Origin of the sequence: Streptomyces durhamensis, from assembly GCF_000725475.1 — a bacterium.
Classification (GTDB): domain Bacteria; phylum Actinomycetota; class Actinomycetes; order Streptomycetales; family Streptomycetaceae; genus Streptomyces; species Streptomyces filipinensis.
Genome location: NZ_JNXR01000025.1, coordinates 42,892 through 56,860, shown reverse-complemented (window position 1 = coordinate 56,860; position 13,969 = coordinate 42,892). Strand labels below are relative to the sequence as shown.

Genomic DNA, 13,969 nt, shown 5'->3' with positions numbered 1-13,969 from the left:
TCACTTCCCGAAGCCGAAGTGGCCCTGGCCCTCGACCTTGGAGCGCAGCCGCTTGCCCTTCTCGGTGGCCTGGTCGTTCAGGTCCTGCTGGAAGTCGCGCATCCGGTGCAGCAGGTCCTCGTCGTGCGCGGCGAGCATGCGGGCCGCGAGGAGACCGGCGTTGCGGGCGCCGGCGACGGAGACGGTGGCGACCGGCACGCCGGCCGGCATCTGCACGATGGACAGCAGCGAGTCCATGCCGTCGAGGTACTTCAGCGGCACCGGCACGCCGATGACCGGCAGCGGGGTCACGGAGGCGAGCATGCCGGGCAGGTGGGCGGCCCCGCCCGCACCGGCGATGATCACCTTCAGGCCGCGGTCGGCGGCCTGCTCGCCGTACGTGATCATCTCGCGGGGCATGCGGTGCGCGGAGACGACGTCGACCTCGTACGGGATCTCGAACTCGTCCAGGGCCTTGGCGGCGGCCTCCATGACGGGCCAGTCGGAGTCCGACCCCATGACGATGCCAACAACAGGGCTCATTCGGTGATCGTGCCTCTCAGGTAGCCGGCTGCGTGACGGGCGCGCTCCAGCACGTCGTCCAGGTCGTCGCCGTAGGTGTTGACGTGTCCGACCTTGCGGCCGGGCTTCACATCCTTGCCGTACATGTGGATCTTGAGCTTGGGGTCGCGGGCCATGCAGTGCAAGTACGCGGAGTACATGTCCGGGTAGTCGCCGCCGAGGACGTTGGCCATCACGGTCCACTTCGCGCGCGGGCGCGGGTCCCCGAGCGGGAGGTCGAGGACCGCGCGGACGTGGTTGGCGAACTGCGAGGTGATCGCGCCGTCCTGGGTCCAGTGGCCGGAGTTGTGCGGGCGCATCGCCAGTTCGTTGACGAGGATGCGGCCGTCGCGGGTCTGGAACAGCTCCACGGCGAGGTGCCCGACGACGTCCAGCTCCTTGGCGATGGTCAGCGCCATCCGCTCGGCCTGCAGGGCGAGGGACTCGTCGAGGTCCGGGGCCGGCGCTATGACGGTGTCGCACACGCCGTTGACCTGCTGGGACTCCACCACCGGGTAGGCGACGGCCTGGCCGTGCGGGGAGCGTACGACGTTGGCGGCCAGCTCGCGGACGTAGTCGACCTTCTCCTCGGCGAGGACCGGGACGCCGGCCCGGAACGGCTCGGCGGCCTCCTCGGCGGAATCCACGACCCACACGCCCTTGCCGTCGTAGCCGCCGCGCACGGTCTTCAGGACGACCGGGAAGCCGTCCCCCTCGGCCGCGAACCGGACGACGTCCTGCGGGTCCGCGACGATCCTGTGCCGCGGGCACGGGACGCCGATCGCGTCGAGCTTCGCGCGCATCACCCCCTTGTCCTGGGCATGCACCAGCGCGTCGGGCCCTGGGCGCACGGGGATGCCGTCCGCCTCCAGGGCCCTGAGGTGCTCGGTGGGTACGTGTTCGTGATCGAAGGTGATCACATCGCACCCGCGCGCGAACTCACGCAGCGTGTCCAGGTCGCGATAGTCGCCGATGACGACATCGCTGACGACCTGCGCCGCGGAATCCTGAGGGGTGTCACTGAGAAGCTTGAACCTGATGCCCAACGGGATGCCCGCTTCGTGCGTCATACGCGCGAGCTGCCCCCCGCCGACCATGCCGACTACCGGGAACGTCACACCCCTAGCGTATCGGCCACGCCGACGCGGCCGGATCGCGTCCCTCTCACGATCTCTTACCCGCCGTTTTCCGCCCTCTTTCCGACCTGTTTCCGAGCTGTGGCCCAGTGCGGAGGCGTCCGTCGTTCCGCCTGGATAGCATGGCGGGGCTGACGAAACCTACCGACGGGAGCTGCACCACCATGGAACCTCGTTCCTCGGGGCTGCAACGGCTCGTACGCGAGGTGGCCAAGTTCGGCGCCGTCGGCGGCGCGGGCATCTTTGTCAATCTCGGTGTGTTCAACCTGGTCCGGCACGTCTCCGACCTGCCGGTGGTGCGCGCCAGCATCATCGCGACGGTGGTCGCGATCGCCTTCAACTACGTGGGCTTCCGTTACTGGACGTACCGGGACCGTGACAAGAACGGCCGCACCAAGGAACTCACGCTGTTCCTGTTCTTCAGCGCGATCGGTCTGGTGATCGAGAACGGCGTGCTGTACCTGGCGACCTACGGCTTCGGCTGGGACAGCCCGCTGCAGAGCAACGTCTTCAAGTTCCTCGGCATCGGCATCGCGACCCTGTTCCGCTTCTGGTCGTACCGCACCTGGGTGTTCCGCGCGCAGCCGGCACAGGAGGCGGAGTCGATCCTGGCGGCCGAGTCGCGCAAGCCGCACCCCGAGCCGGAGCCGAAGTCCCAGCGAGTGCCCTAGCCGGGCTCAACGGACCGTCGGCCGGTCCCCCTCCGGCTTGCGGGCCGGGGGCGTGCGGGAGAGGAACAGCCCGAACACCGGCGGCTGGGCCTGCAGCAGCTCCAGTCGGCCGCCGTCGGCCTCCGCGAGGTCACGGGCGACGGCCAGGCCGATCCCGGTGGAGTTGCGACCGCTGATCGTCCGCTCGAAGATGCGCGCGCCGAGGTCGGCCGGGACGCCGGGACCCTCGTCGGTGACCTCCACCACGGCCTGGTTGCCGGTGACCCGGGTACGCAGCGCGACCGTGCCGCCCCCGTGCATGAGGGAGTTCTCGATCAGCGCCGCCAGCACCTGGGCGACCGCGCCCGGCGTGCCGACGGCCTGCAGATGCCGCTTGCCGGAACTGACGATGGCCCGGTTGGCGCTGCGGTAGGCGGGCCGCCACTCGGCGAGCTGCTGCTGGATGACCTCGTCCAGGTCGAAGGTGACGGCGGAGCCGGTGCGCGGGTCGCGGGAGTTCGTCAGCAGCCGCTCGACCACGTCGGTGAGCCGCTCGACCTGGGTGAGGGCGACGTTCGCCTCTTCCTTCACGGTGTCCGGGTCGTCGGTGAGGGTGATCTCCTCAAGCCGCATGGACAGCGCGGTCAGCGGGGTGCGCAGTTGGTGGGAGGCGTCCGCCGCGAGGCGCCGCTCGGCGGTCAGCATGCGCCCGATCCGCTCGGCGGAGGAGTCCAGCACATCGGCGACCCGGTCCAGCTCGGGAACGCCGTACCGCTTGTGCCGTGGGCGCGGGTCGCCGGAGCCGAGCCGTTCGGCGGTCTCGGCGAGGTCGGTCAGCGGGGAGGCGAGCCGGTTGGCCTGCCGTACGGCGAGCAGCACCGCGGCGACGACCGCGAGCAGCGCCACCAGCGCGATGATCAGCAGGGTCCGGCCGACCTCGCGGGTCACCGCGGAGCGCGGCTCCTGCACGGTGACCTTCTCGCCCTCCTCGCCCGTCTGCGAGGCGCTGATGACGTCGCCCCGCGGCTGGGTGCCGATCTCGATCGGCGGCCTGCCGGGCATGCGGATCACCGCGTACTGGTCCTTGCTGACCGGGTTGCGCAGCACGTCGGCGTTGACGTTCTCCGTGGCGAGGATCCGGCTGTCCACGATGCTGGCCAGCCGCACCGCCTCGGACTCCACCCGCTCCTGGGCGCTGTTGCTGATCGTCCGGCTCTCGACGATCACCAGGGAGATGCCGAAGACGGCGATCACCACGAGGACGACGGCGAGGGTGGACTGGATGAGTCGTCGACGCATGTTCCGTTACCTGAGGTGCTCGCTGGGTCCCGGCGGGGGCTCAGCTCTTCTCGAAGCGGAAGCCCACGCCTCGTACGGTGGCGATGTAGCGCGGGTTCGCCGCGTCGTCGCCGAGCTTCTTGCGCAGCCAGGAGATGTGCATGTCCAGGGTCTTGGTGGACGACCACCACGTGGTGTCCCAGACCTCGCGCATCAGCTGGTCGCGGGTGACGACCCGGCCGGCGTCCCGCACCAGTACCCGCAGCAGGTCGAACTCCTTGGCGGTGAGCTGCAGTTCCTCGTCGCCCATCCACGCCCGGTGCGACTCGACGTCGATCCGCACGCCGTGCGTGGCCGGCGGCTGCTGCGGCTCGGCGGCACCGCGCCGCAGCAGCGCCCGCACCCGGGCGAGCAGTTCGGCGAGCCGGAAGGGCTTGGTGACGTAGTCGTCGGCGCCCGCGTCCAGGCCGACGACGGTGTCCACCTCGTCGGCCCGCGCGGTCAGGATGAGGATCGGCACGGTGTGGCCGTCGGCCCGCAGCCGGCGGGCGACCTCCAGGCCGTCCATGCCCGGCAGGCCCAGGTCGAGTACGACCAGATCGACACCGCCCTGCATTCCGGCGTCGAGTGCGGTGGGTCCGTCCTCGCGCACCTCGACCTCGTAACCTTCCCGGCGCAGGGCGCGGGCCAGCGGCTCCGAGATGGACGCGTCGTCCTCGGCGAGCAGTACACGGGTCATGAGGTGATGGTAGACCGCCCGCGCACGGTGCCGAGGTGTGATCGCTCCCAGGAACTCTTACCTTCGCACACGGCTGGTACGAACCATTGCTCCGGGGGTGCGATCGTAGGAGAGACCTTCGAATGCGTTTCCGCGGTTCCCCCGACACCTGTGATCCGCGTCTCAAGTCCTTCCATATCCGGCAGTGTCCTGCCGTATGGTGACCTGAACGCCTGTAGTACACCGGGGACCTTTGGCGAGCACTTGACGCTGAGGGTCTCTTTTGTGTGCGGGCTGATCAAGATCAGCCTTGAAAGGAATGACCTCTGGCCGGGCTCCGGACGCATCGTCGCGTCGGGGCGTGGATCCCGGTGGTCGCCGTCCGCCGCTTCCGAGACCCGGAAACGGACTCCCCCCGGGCGTTGGGGGGTGGACGACCGACCCTGCCGGTGCCGGCCGCACCCCTCACCGGGCGCGCAACGCTCCAGCAGCGCGTCCCGACCAGCAAGGAACGACCATGGCGTCCAGCCTGACGAAGGACTCGGTCCGCCCGGGCACCCCCGGTTCCGAGAAGACCTTCTTCGGCCACCCCCGCGGCCTGGCCACTCTCTTCATGACCGAGATGTGGGAGCGCTTCTCCTACTACGGCATGAGGGCCCTGCTCCCGCTGTACCTGGTGGCCCCGGGTGGCCTGCATCTGAACGCGGGCACGGCGACCGCGATCTACTCGGTGTACGTGTCGCTCGTGTACCTGCTCGCCCTCCCCGGCGGCTGGTTCGCCGACCGCGTGCTCGGCCCCCGCAAGACGGTCGCCGTCGCGGGTCTGATCATCATGCTCGGCCACCTGTGCCTCGCGCTGCCCGTGGCCGCCAGCTTCTTCGTCGGCCTGGGCCTCGTCGCCATCGGTTCGGGTCTGCTGAAGGCCAACATCTCCACGATGGTCGGCCACCTCTACAAGGGTCCGGAGGACCCGCGCCGCGACGGTGGCTTCACGCTCTTCTACATCGGCATCAACGTCGGTGCCTTCGTCGCGCCGCTGGTCATCGGCACCGTCGGTGAGAACGTCAACTGGCACCTGGGCTTCGCGCTGGCCGCGCTCGGCATGGCGCTGGGTCTGGCCCAGTACCTGCTGGGCGGCCGTCACCTGAGCGCGAAGAGCAGCGAGGTCCCGACCCCGCTCACGGCCGACGAGAAGTCCGCCACCCTGCGCAAGGGCCTGATCTGGCTGGCCGTCGCCGCGGTCTTCTACGGTGTCGTCGGCGGCACCGGCCACTTCACCCTGAACTGGGCGCTGATCCCGCTCACCCTCATCGGTCTGATCGTGCCGATCCTGGTCATCACCCGCATCCACCGGGACAAGGACCTGAGCGCCGACGAGCGCTCGAAGGTGTCGGCGTACGTCTGGTTCTTCGTCGCCGCCGCCGTCTTCTGGATGATCTACGACCAGGGTGGTTCGACCCTGTCGCTGTTCGCCGAGAAGAGCGCGAAGAACTCGATCTTCGGCTGGGACTTCCCGGTCTCCTGGTACCAGTCGGTCAACCCGGTCATGATCATGGCCCTGGCGCCGGTCTTCGCCTGGCTGTGGCTGTGGCTGAACCGCCGCGGCCAGGAGCCGAGCACGATCGTGAAGTTCGCCTCCGGTCTGGTCCTGATCGGTGCGTCGTTCTTCCTCTTCCTCGCCCCGCTGTCGGTCGCCGAGGGCGGTCACAAGGCCGCGGCGATGTGGCTGGTCGCGATCTACTTCGTGCAGACGATCGGTGAGCTGACGCTGTCTCCGGTGGGTCTGTCGGTGACGACGAAGATGGCGCCGAAGAAGTACGCCTCCCAGATGATGGGCGTGTGGTTCCTCGCCGTCACCGCGGGTGACTCGCTCACCGCGCTGATGTCGAACCCGGCCATAGGCGGGGTCAACCTCGACAAGATGGGCTACGTCGGCCTGGAGGCCGTGCTCGCCGGTGTCGCGGTGTGGGTGTACCGCAAGAAGGTCAACAAGCTGATGGGCGACGTCCACTGACGTCCCCTGGCACAGCTCGCTGAAGAGGGCCACCACATCTGCGGATGCGGTGGCCCTCTTCACGTCAGGGGTGTCAGCGTGTCCTGCGTCCCGGCATGAACGTGAACACCGCCCCGCCCAGCAGGATCGCCGTGCCGGCCACCAGGCCGAGCGCCTTCAGGGCGCCGTGGTCGCTCGCCCCGGTCTCGGCGAGGCCGCCGGAGCCGCTGCCGCTGCTGGTTCCGCCGGTCGAGCCGGTCGAGCCGCCGGAGGTGGACGTGCCGCCGGACGATCCGCCCTGCTGCCGGCTGGTGTCCAGGGTCAGCGAGACCTCGGTCCTGGTCGGTGTGCACGTCGTGGTCGTGCCGAGCGCCTTGACCGTCAGGACCCCCGGGGACAGCGTCGAACTGCCGCTCGCGCCGGGCTTGTAGGTGCCGGTGAGGTCCGGGATGTCGATCGGGTCGCCGGACTTGATGGGGGCGGGGTTGGCCGGCCCCTCCACGTGCACGGTGCCCTTGTCGGCGCCGCCCAGCACCACCTCCATGGAGGGCTTCACGGAGTCCTTCGGGATGTCGGCGGGGCTGTTCATCACCGACTTCTTGAACTTGACGGTGAGGCCGAAGTCGCCGCCGTTCTTCCTGGCGTCGATCTGCACCGGCGAGGTCGCGTTCTTGTCGCCGATCGGGGTCTTGCAGGCGTAGGGGATCTGCACCTCCTTGCCGGTGAAGTCGGTCTGGCCGCTGCCGCCGGTCGCGGTCGGGGTGGCCGTGGGGGTGCTCGACCGGGTCGGAGTGGCCGACCGCGTCGGTGTCGGACCGGACGTGCCGCCACCACCCGTCACCTGGATCGTCGCCGCCTTCTGCACGGTCTCCTTCGGCGTGCACCTGGTGTCCGTCGACATCGCGTTGACGGTGTACGCGTCCGGCGTCAGCGTCACCTCGCCGGCCGCCGTCAGCTTGACGCTGCCCTTCATGTCGGACAGCACCATGGCGCCGCCCTTGGGGATCGCCGGGTTCTGCCGCGCCCCCTGCATCGCGATGTCGGCGCTCTGCGCGCCGGCCGCCTTCAGCACGCCGGACGGCTGGACCGAGTTGGCGGGCAGGTCGATGATGTCGGGGTTCTTGGACGCCGCCTGGACGAACTTCCACACGACGTCCACCGTGTCGCCGACCTTCGCCGTGGCCGGCGCGGTGATCTCGACCTTCGTGGTGCCGTCGACCGGGCTGATGCCCGCCGGCGGCACACAGTGGGTGGCGTACGCCACCTCGGCCGCCTGCGCGGGGCTCGCGGCGATGCCCAGCAGGACGCCCGCACCGCTCAGCGCCAGCGCGGCGCCCGCGGCCGTCCCTCTCCTTCGGATGCTCACGTGGGTCCCTTCGTGGTGGGAGTCGTAGGACTCGTCGGGCTGTCGGTGTGCGGTGCGGAGAGCCGGCCGGCCGGGTCGCCCGGGACGGAGTCCGGGGCGAACCACGGCAGGGTCGGGCGCGTGGGGGGCGGTCCGGGGGTGCGGGAGCGCGGCAGCCGCGGGATGGGCCGGAACCGGTGGCCGTCGTGGCGGGCGCCGCCCGGGCGGCGCGGCCGTAGCCGGTCCACCACCGCCATGCCGATGCGGAACAGCGCGGCGGGGACCACCAGGCAGAGCAGGATCCAGAACAGCGTCACGCCCCAGGGGCGTCCGACGCCCCACGGCTGTTCGGCGAGGATCTTGCCGTCGTACTTCAGCGACACGGTGTAGTCGCCGTGCGCTCCGGCGGACAGCTCGACCGGCAGCCTGACCTCGGCGCGCCGGCCGGGCGCCAGGGTGCCCTGCCACTGCCGGTCGTCCCACTGCGGGGCGAAGACGCCGTGCGCGGCGCCGACCTGGAAGACCGGGTCCTTGACCGCGCTGGTGCCGGTGTTGCCGACGGTGAAGACCAGGGTGCGGCCGGGTGGCGCCCCGAACCAGGTCAGCGGGCCGCTGGAGCCGGTCAGCCGGGTGTCGGACAGGATCGCCAGCCGGCCGCCGGTGGTCTCGGCGGGCAGCGGGGCGACGGGGTGCCCGGCGACCTTCAGAGCGGCGTCCGACTCCGCCCCGGCGCCGGTGACGGTGGCCACGTGCACCACACAGGGGCAGGGCACGGGCGGTTCGGCGACCGGGAGTTTCCGGCTGAAGGCACCCCGGGCGTCGGTGGTCACCGCCCGGCCGTCGCCGTTGGCACAGGAGTTGGTGCCGCCGATGACACCCCGGGACGGTGTGGCCCGTCCACAGACCAACAGCATCAGCAACGTGTGCGACCGCCAGCCGGTGCCGGTGACGGTGACCGACCCGCCGGTGCCGGCCTGCGCTGCCGACAGCTTCACGACCGGCCCGTCCGCCGCGCTCGCCCAGCCGCCCACCGGCAGCAGAAGCAGCGCGAGCACCGCCACCACCGCCGACAGCCGCGGCATCCTCACCTTCCGGCTCACTTCACCGCGCCTTCCGTCAGCTCACCGTCGCGGTCCCGAGCTCCGCCCGACCCCACGCCCTGCCCACCCCCCGATCCACCGGGCCCCGGCCCCCCACCCACCGCGTCACGCGGCCCCGAGACACCAGCCGAGGGGCCGACGGGAGCCGGGGAGTCGGACAGGCAGGCGCCGGGCACCGGAACCCCGGGTGACAGACCGTCGGGGGCCTGTGGGTCGAACAGGCGCGCGCCGGGCGCCGGAACACCTGGGGTAGCACCGTCGGGAGCCGGGGCACCGGACAGCCGCGCGCCGGGCGGCGGGGCATCAGCCGACGGACCGCCAGGAGCCGGGACATCCAGCAGGCCCGCCCCGGACGCCGGAACATCAGCCGACGGACCGCCAGGAGCCGGGACACCCAGCAGGCCCGCCCCGGACGCCGGAACATCAGCCGACGGACCGCCAGGAGCCAGGACATCCAGCAGGCCCGCCCCGGACGCCGGAACATCAGCCGACGGACCGCCAGGAGCCGGGGGATCGGGCAAGTGCGCGCCGGGCGCCCGGGCACAGGACAGGCGGGAACCGAACGCCGGAACACCGGGTGACGCCCCGTCGGGGGCCGGTGTGTCGGGCAGGCGGGCGCCGGACGCGGGAACACCAGCCGACGTACCGTCGGGGGACGGGTCGTCGGGTCGTGGGCGGCGGCGTCGGAGGCGGGCGGCGGTCAGTGCGGCCGCCGTCGCGAGCAGCGGGGCACCCGTCCCCGCCACCGCCGGCCAGGGCACGAACCGGGCCGAGGCGGTCGCCGTACCGCGGGCTCCGCCCGGGGCCGTGACCGTCAGGCGGACGTCGACGGCGTCCAGCGCGGGACGGTCGGGCCAGGGCTCGCTGAGCTTCAGGCGCGCGCCGGGGCGCAGGCGGACGGGGAGCGTGCGCGGTGCGCGGTCCAGGACCCGGCCGAGGATGCCGTCCGCACGCACCGCGAGCCTCGGTGCGAGGACGGTCGTACCGCGGTTGACCAGCTCGTACGTGATGCGGTCGGCGTGCACGTCGAGGTGTTCGACGGTCAGCGCGGCGAGCGTGGGTCCGCCGACGCGCAGCCGGACCGGGACGGTCGCCGTACGCCCCCGTGCGTCCCGCGCGACGACGGCACCGGTGCGGTCGCCGGGCGCCGCACCGGCCGGCACGGTGACGGTGAAGGGCACCTCGGCACGGGTGCGGGCCGGGACGCGTATCCCGGTGCCGGCCTGTTCGGCGAAGACTGTCCGCAGGCCGGTGCCGGACAGCCGTACGACGACCGCTGCCCGCCCGGGGTTGGTGACGGACACCGTGTCCTGCAGGACCGTCCCGGGTGTGCCCTCGGCGTAGAAGGACGGGCGGCCGCCGCCGGCGGGCGCGACGGACCAGCCCGCGGCGGCCGAGGCACGGGGCGCCGCACCCAGCGCGGCGCACAGGCAGAGGGCGGCGGGCAGGGCGGCGCGGCGCGGGCGCCGGCGGCGGATCGGTGCGGGGGCGGCGGACGGCATGGGCGGCTCCAGCGGGACCTGGGGTGCGTCGGGTCAGCGGTGTGCCGTCTGTCCCCGTCGGGTCAGCCAGAGGGCGCCCGCCGTACCGGCGAGGAGTACCGTGCCGCCGAGGGTGCCGAGGGCGATCGCGGAGTCGTCGGGGCCGGTCTGCGGGAGCTGTCCGCCGGAGGGGGAACCGCCGGAAGAGGACGACGAGGAGGCCCCGGAGGAGGAGCCGCCGGGCGCGGTCACCTGCAGTGTCAGCCCCGGCCCGGGGCTGTTGGTCGGGTTGCAGGTCGTCGTCGTGCCGAGCGCCTTGATGACGAGCGTGCCCGGTGTGAAGGTGACCTTGCCGGTCTTCCTCGGCGTGTACGTGCCGCTCAGGTCGCTGATCTTGATGGGGGTGTTGGCGGGTATCGCCGCCGCGTTGGCGGGCCCGCTGACGGCGAGCGTGCCGGTGTCGGCGCCGCCCAGCCTGACGGTGGCGCTCGGGGTCATCGCACCCTTGCCCAGTTCGACCGGGCTGGAGGAGACGCCTTTCCGCCAGGACATGGTGATCTTGTAGCCGCTGCCGCTCCTGACGCCCGTCATGTCGATCGGCGAGACGGCGCTCTTGACACCGATCGGCGTCTGGCAGCGGTAGTTGACGTCGACGACGTCGGCATGGGCCGCGGGCGCGGCCAGCAGCACCGCCGAGCCGGCCAGGGCGGCGGCGGACGCGAGCGCGGCGGTTCGCTTCGGGTACGACACGGTCGGTCCACCTCATTCGTTCCTGACGGCACATCAGATTCGGCCGTCAAGGTACGCCCGGCACCATGAGGAGGGAAGACGCATCACACGCCGGAGTTGTGGCGATCCGGCGTGTGTGACGCGTGGCCGGCGTGGAGGGTGCGAGAGGGTGCTCGCGGTGCCACCACGCCTTCGCCGTCGTACGACGGCCTCGTCGGGCCCGATGACGGGGGCCGGCCGGCGGGGCATGGGGGCCGCCGTGGCGCGGCGGCCCGTTCCTCCCCGCACTCGGGAGGGGATTCACCCGGGGTGCGAGGCCGCCTTCCCAGCTGCCGACGGCTCTCTCGGCTCGCGGTTTCCGGGCTACTCGTCTTCGTCAGCGCGTTGCGCCCAGGGCAGGAAGTGCCGCGGCCGGCGGAAACCGAATTTCCACCGGCACCGGGCGGGGAGCCTAGGCCGGTGCGCCCAGCTCCGCCCACACCGTCTTGCCCGGCCGGCCGGCCGCGCGGACGACACCCCAGTCCAGGCACAGCCGCTGCACGATGAACATGCCGTGGCCGCCGGGGCGGCCGGCGCGGTGCGGGGTGCGGGGGGCCGGCTGACCGCTGCCGCGGTCCGAGACCTCCACCCGGATCACCTTGTTGTCGCAGGCCAGGAGCAGTTCGTCCGGCCCCTCGGCGTGCAGGCAGGCGTTGGTGACCAGTTCGGAGACGACCAGCAGCACGTCCTCGGCGGCGGCCCGCTGGTCGGCGCCGGCGGCCGGCAGCCAGTCCCACGCGTACAGCGCCTGGCGGGCGAAGTCGCGAGCGAGCGGGACGACCCCGCTCTCGCCGCGCAGGCCGAGTCTGCGGACCTGGGGCCCGCCGCTGCCTTGAGTGCCGCCGGCAGATCCGGACGGCGCGGCTGCCCCCGTGGGTACGCCTGCGGTCGGCGCACCCCCCTCGGACACCCCGGAAGCGCCGCTGGGCTCCGGGCCGCGGTCGCCCGGCGAGTAAGGCCGGGTGGTGCTCATCAGCGCTTCACCTCACCGATTCACCAATTCACGATTCAAAATGGCCGGCACCCGGTCCGTGCCGGCCGGTCCGTACGCCGTCCGCCCGTCGTCCGCGCAGGGTTCCTGTTCGCCCGTCCGTCGCACGTACGTCCCGTCCAGTCGTTGCACCGGCCCCGGTGCGGTCCCGGGCCGGCGTTCGTCGGGGTCTGTCCCGCTTCTCCTGCCCTCTCCTGCCCGGCCGATCCGGCACGACACCCCTGTCTTCGGCGTGACGAACGCAACGCCCGGGGGCCGGGGCACGGGGAGGGGCGGCGGGCTCAGTCGGCGCCGTCGGCCAGGGCCGCCTCCACGGAGTCGTGGACGGTGAAGACCGCCTCGGCCCCGGTGATCTCGAACACGCGGGCGACCACCGGCTGCATCCCTGCCAGATGGACTCCGCCGCCGGAGGCCTCCGCCTTCAGCCGGGCGCCGAGCAGCACGTTCAGGCCCGTGGAGTCACAGAACTCCAGGCGTGAACAATCCACGACGAGGCGCGAGAAGCCCTTGGCCAGGAGGTCGTCGAGGGGCTCACGCAAAAGATCGGCGGTGTGGTGATCGAGCTCACCCGCCGGTGTCACAACGGCGCTGGAGCCCTCTTCCCGCACCTCCACCAGAAGCCGGCCCGACTGTGCGCTGCCGACCGTCCCGTGGTCCATGCCGTCTCTCTCCCGAGGTCGTGGACGCTGATTGCTCTCGAACATTACGCCTTCCATGCGCACTCCGGCACCCGAAGAATTTCACAGAACCGGACATACCTGAACAGAACGCACTTGCGATCGTCTCGGTGAAGCGGGTAGGGCTAGTAAGGACACCTATCCCTACACGCCGGCTTTGGAGGCGCCGCACACCGCAGTGCACGCACCGGCTTCGGCAGCCATATGCCGAGAACGATGGAGGACACCATGTCACCCCGGCTCGACGCATCGCATACCCCGATCGCGACGTCGACACCCCCACCGGAACAACTGGATCATCCCATCGACGCCCTCGACACCTTCGAGGGACTCCCGGAGATCCCCCCGTACGACGAGATCGGCCCGGTCGACGCGCGGGCCCTGTCCAAGACCCTCTTCGAGCGCCTCCAGTCGCTGGAGGAAGGGACGCACGAGTACTCGTACGTCCGCAACACCCTGGTCGAGCTGAACCTCGCGCTCGTCAAGTTCGCCGCGTCCCGCTTCCGCTCCCGCAGCGAGCCGATGGAGGACATCATCCAGGTCGGCACCATCGGCCTGATCAAGGCGATCGACCGCTTCGAGCTCACCCGCGGTGTCGAGTTCCCGACCTTCGCGATGCCGACCATCATCGGCGAGATCAAGCGTTTCTTCCGCGACACCTCGTGGTCCGTGCGCGTGCCGCGCAGGCTGCAGGAGCTGCGCCTGGACCTGGCCAAGGCCGGGGACGAGCTGGCCCAGCGGCTGGACCGCGCGCCGACGGTCGCGGAGCTGGCCGAGCAGCTCGGCATCTCCAACGACCAGGTCGTCGAGGGCATGGCCGCCTCGAACGCCTACACCGCCTCCTCGCTGGACGCCCAGCCCGAGGAGGACGACACGGAGGGCGCGCTCGCGGACCGCATCGGGTACGAGGACCACGGCCTGGAGGGCATCGAGTACATCGAGTCCCTCAAGCCGCTGATCGCCGGACTCCCGCCCCGGGACCGGAAGATCCTCTCCCTGCGTTTCGTGGCGAACATGACCCAGTCGGAGATCGGCGAGGAGCTCGGCATCTCCCAGATGCACGTCTCCCGGCTGCTGTCGCGCACGCTGGTACGGCTGCGCAAGGGGCTGACGCTGGAGGAGTGACACGCGGGCCCCTGGCGCGGTGACACCTCCGCAAGCGGCCCGGCCGTCGGTGCCGGGCCGCTTCCGCGTGCGTTCCCCGGACCCACCCCTCCGAGTGGCGCGGGTATCCACGGTCCTTGCGGCCATGCCCGGATTCGGGCCAGCGTTTCGGTCAACTGGCCCTGACG

General features: G+C 71.5%; 12 protein-coding genes and 1 pseudogene. 3 read left to right on the top strand and 10 right to left on the bottom strand.

Translation table 11 applies throughout. The annotated features are described in order from the left end of the window. Both purE and IO33_RS0131640 read right to left on the bottom strand, forming a co-directional pair. Positions 1-522, bottom strand: coding sequence for a 5-(carboxyamino)imidazole ribonucleotide mutase (purE, locus tag IO33_RS0131645; RefSeq protein WP_078963983.1), 522 nt, complete (start codon positions 520-522; stop codon positions 1-3). Next, positions 519-1,658, bottom strand: a complete 1,140-nt coding sequence (locus tag IO33_RS0131640) for a 5-(carboxyamino)imidazole ribonucleotide synthase (RefSeq protein WP_031171326.1) — start codon at positions 1,656-1,658, stop codon at positions 519-521. The genes purE and IO33_RS0131640 overlap by 4 nt, the downstream gene beginning before the upstream one ends. 182 nt (positions 1,659-1,840) lie before the next feature. On the opposite strand from IO33_RS0131640, the gene IO33_RS0131635 reads away from it, so the two are divergent. Next, on the top strand, positions 1,841-2,347 hold the full coding sequence (locus tag IO33_RS0131635) for a GtrA family protein (protein ID WP_031171324.1): 507 nt from the start codon (positions 1,841-1,843) through the stop codon (positions 2,345-2,347). A gap of 6 nt (positions 2,348-2,353) precedes the next feature. Here IO33_RS0131635 and IO33_RS0131630 read toward each other — a convergent pair whose 3' ends face one another. Together IO33_RS0131630 and IO33_RS0131625 are read right to left on the bottom strand one after the other, a co-directional pair. Beyond that, positions 2,354-3,625, bottom strand: a complete 1,272-nt coding sequence (locus IO33_RS0131630; protein WP_031171322.1) for an ATP-binding protein — start codon at positions 3,623-3,625, stop codon at positions 2,354-2,356. A 40-nt stretch (positions 3,626-3,665) separates the two neighbouring features. Then, entirely contained in the window at positions 3,666-4,343 is a 678-nt protein-coding gene (locus IO33_RS0131625; RefSeq protein ID WP_020940464.1) for a response regulator transcription factor, read from the bottom strand. A 496-nt stretch (positions 4,344-4,839) separates the two neighbouring features. Here IO33_RS0131625 and IO33_RS0131620 point away from each other — a divergent pair, with 496 nt between their 5' ends. Next, complete coding sequence (locus tag IO33_RS0131620; RefSeq protein ID WP_031171318.1) at positions 4,840-6,336, top strand: peptide MFS transporter; 1,497 nt, start codon at positions 4,840-4,842, stop codon at positions 6,334-6,336. Positions 6,337-6,409: 73 nt separating this feature from the next. Here IO33_RS0131620 and IO33_RS0131615 read toward each other — a convergent pair whose 3' ends face one another. The 6 genes and pseudogenes from IO33_RS0131615 to IO33_RS0131590 form a co-directional block, all read right to left on the bottom strand. Then, a complete protein-coding gene (locus IO33_RS0131615) occupies positions 6,410-7,681 on the bottom strand; it encodes a hypothetical protein (RefSeq protein ID WP_031171316.1) in 1,272 nt (423 codons plus the stop codon). Beyond that, the gene (locus IO33_RS0131610) at positions 7,678-8,742 is read right to left on the bottom strand and encodes a hypothetical protein (RefSeq protein WP_031171314.1); all 1,065 of its coding nucleotides are present in this window, start codon (positions 8,740-8,742) and stop codon (positions 7,678-7,680) included. The genes IO33_RS0131615 and IO33_RS0131610 overlap by 4 nt, the downstream gene beginning before the upstream one ends. Before the next feature lie 668 nt (positions 8,743-9,410). Further along, positions 9,411-10,262, bottom strand: a pseudogene (locus IO33_RS48000) (COG1361 family protein); the annotation flags it as partial. A 33-nt stretch (positions 10,263-10,295) separates the two neighbouring features. Beyond that, positions 10,296-10,991, bottom strand: a complete 696-nt coding sequence (locus IO33_RS0131600) for an LPXTG cell wall anchor domain-containing protein (protein WP_031171310.1) — start codon at positions 10,989-10,991, stop codon at positions 10,296-10,298. 430 nt (positions 10,992-11,421) lie between these two features. Then, a complete protein-coding gene (locus IO33_RS0131595) occupies positions 11,422-11,982 on the bottom strand; it encodes an ATP-binding protein (protein WP_031171308.1) in 561 nt (186 codons plus the stop codon). A 299-nt stretch (positions 11,983-12,281) separates the two neighbouring features. Then, positions 12,282-12,659, bottom strand: a complete 378-nt coding sequence (locus IO33_RS0131590; protein WP_031171306.1) for an STAS domain-containing protein — start codon at positions 12,657-12,659, stop codon at positions 12,282-12,284. Positions 12,660-12,905: 246 nt separating this feature from the next. Between IO33_RS0131590 and IO33_RS0131585 the strand changes: the two genes are divergently transcribed. Then, positions 12,906-13,802, top strand: a complete 897-nt coding sequence (locus IO33_RS0131585) for an RNA polymerase sigma factor SigF (RefSeq protein ID WP_031171304.1) — start codon at positions 12,906-12,908, stop codon at positions 13,800-13,802. Positions 13,803-13,969: the final 167 nt, after the last annotated feature.

Excerpts from the sequence above, each read along its gene's own strand:
- IO33_RS0131610 (WP_031171314.1), bottom strand. The coding sequence starts at position 8,742 with ATGCCGCGGCTGTCGGCGGTGGTGGCGGTGCTCGCGCTGCTTCTGCTG.
- IO33_RS0131625 (WP_020940464.1), bottom strand. The coding sequence starts at position 4,343 with ATGACCCGTGTACTGCTCGCCGAGGACGACGCGTCCATCTCGGAGCCG.
- IO33_RS0131590 (WP_031171306.1), bottom strand. The coding sequence starts at position 12,659 with ATGGACCACGGGACGGTCGGCAGCGCACAGTCGGGCCGGCTTCTGGTG.
- IO33_RS0131585 (WP_031171304.1), top strand. The coding sequence starts at position 12,906 with ATGTCACCCCGGCTCGACGCATCGCATACCCCGATCGCGACGTCGACA.
- IO33_RS0131635 (WP_031171324.1), top strand. The coding sequence starts at position 1,841 with ATGGAACCTCGTTCCTCGGGGCTGCAACGGCTCGTACGCGAGGTGGCC.
- IO33_RS0131620 (WP_031171318.1), top strand. The coding sequence starts at position 4,840 with ATGGCGTCCAGCCTGACGAAGGACTCGGTCCGCCCGGGCACCCCCGGT.
- IO33_RS0131595 (WP_031171308.1), bottom strand. The coding sequence starts at position 11,982 with ATGAGCACCACCCGGCCTTACTCGCCGGGCGACCGCGGCCCGGAGCCC.
- IO33_RS0131630 (WP_031171322.1), bottom strand. The coding sequence starts at position 3,625 with ATGCGTCGACGACTCATCCAGTCCACCCTCGCCGTCGTCCTCGTGGTG.
- purE (WP_078963983.1), bottom strand. The coding sequence starts at position 522 with ATGAGCCCTGTTGTTGGCATCGTCATGGGGTCGGACTCCGACTGGCCC.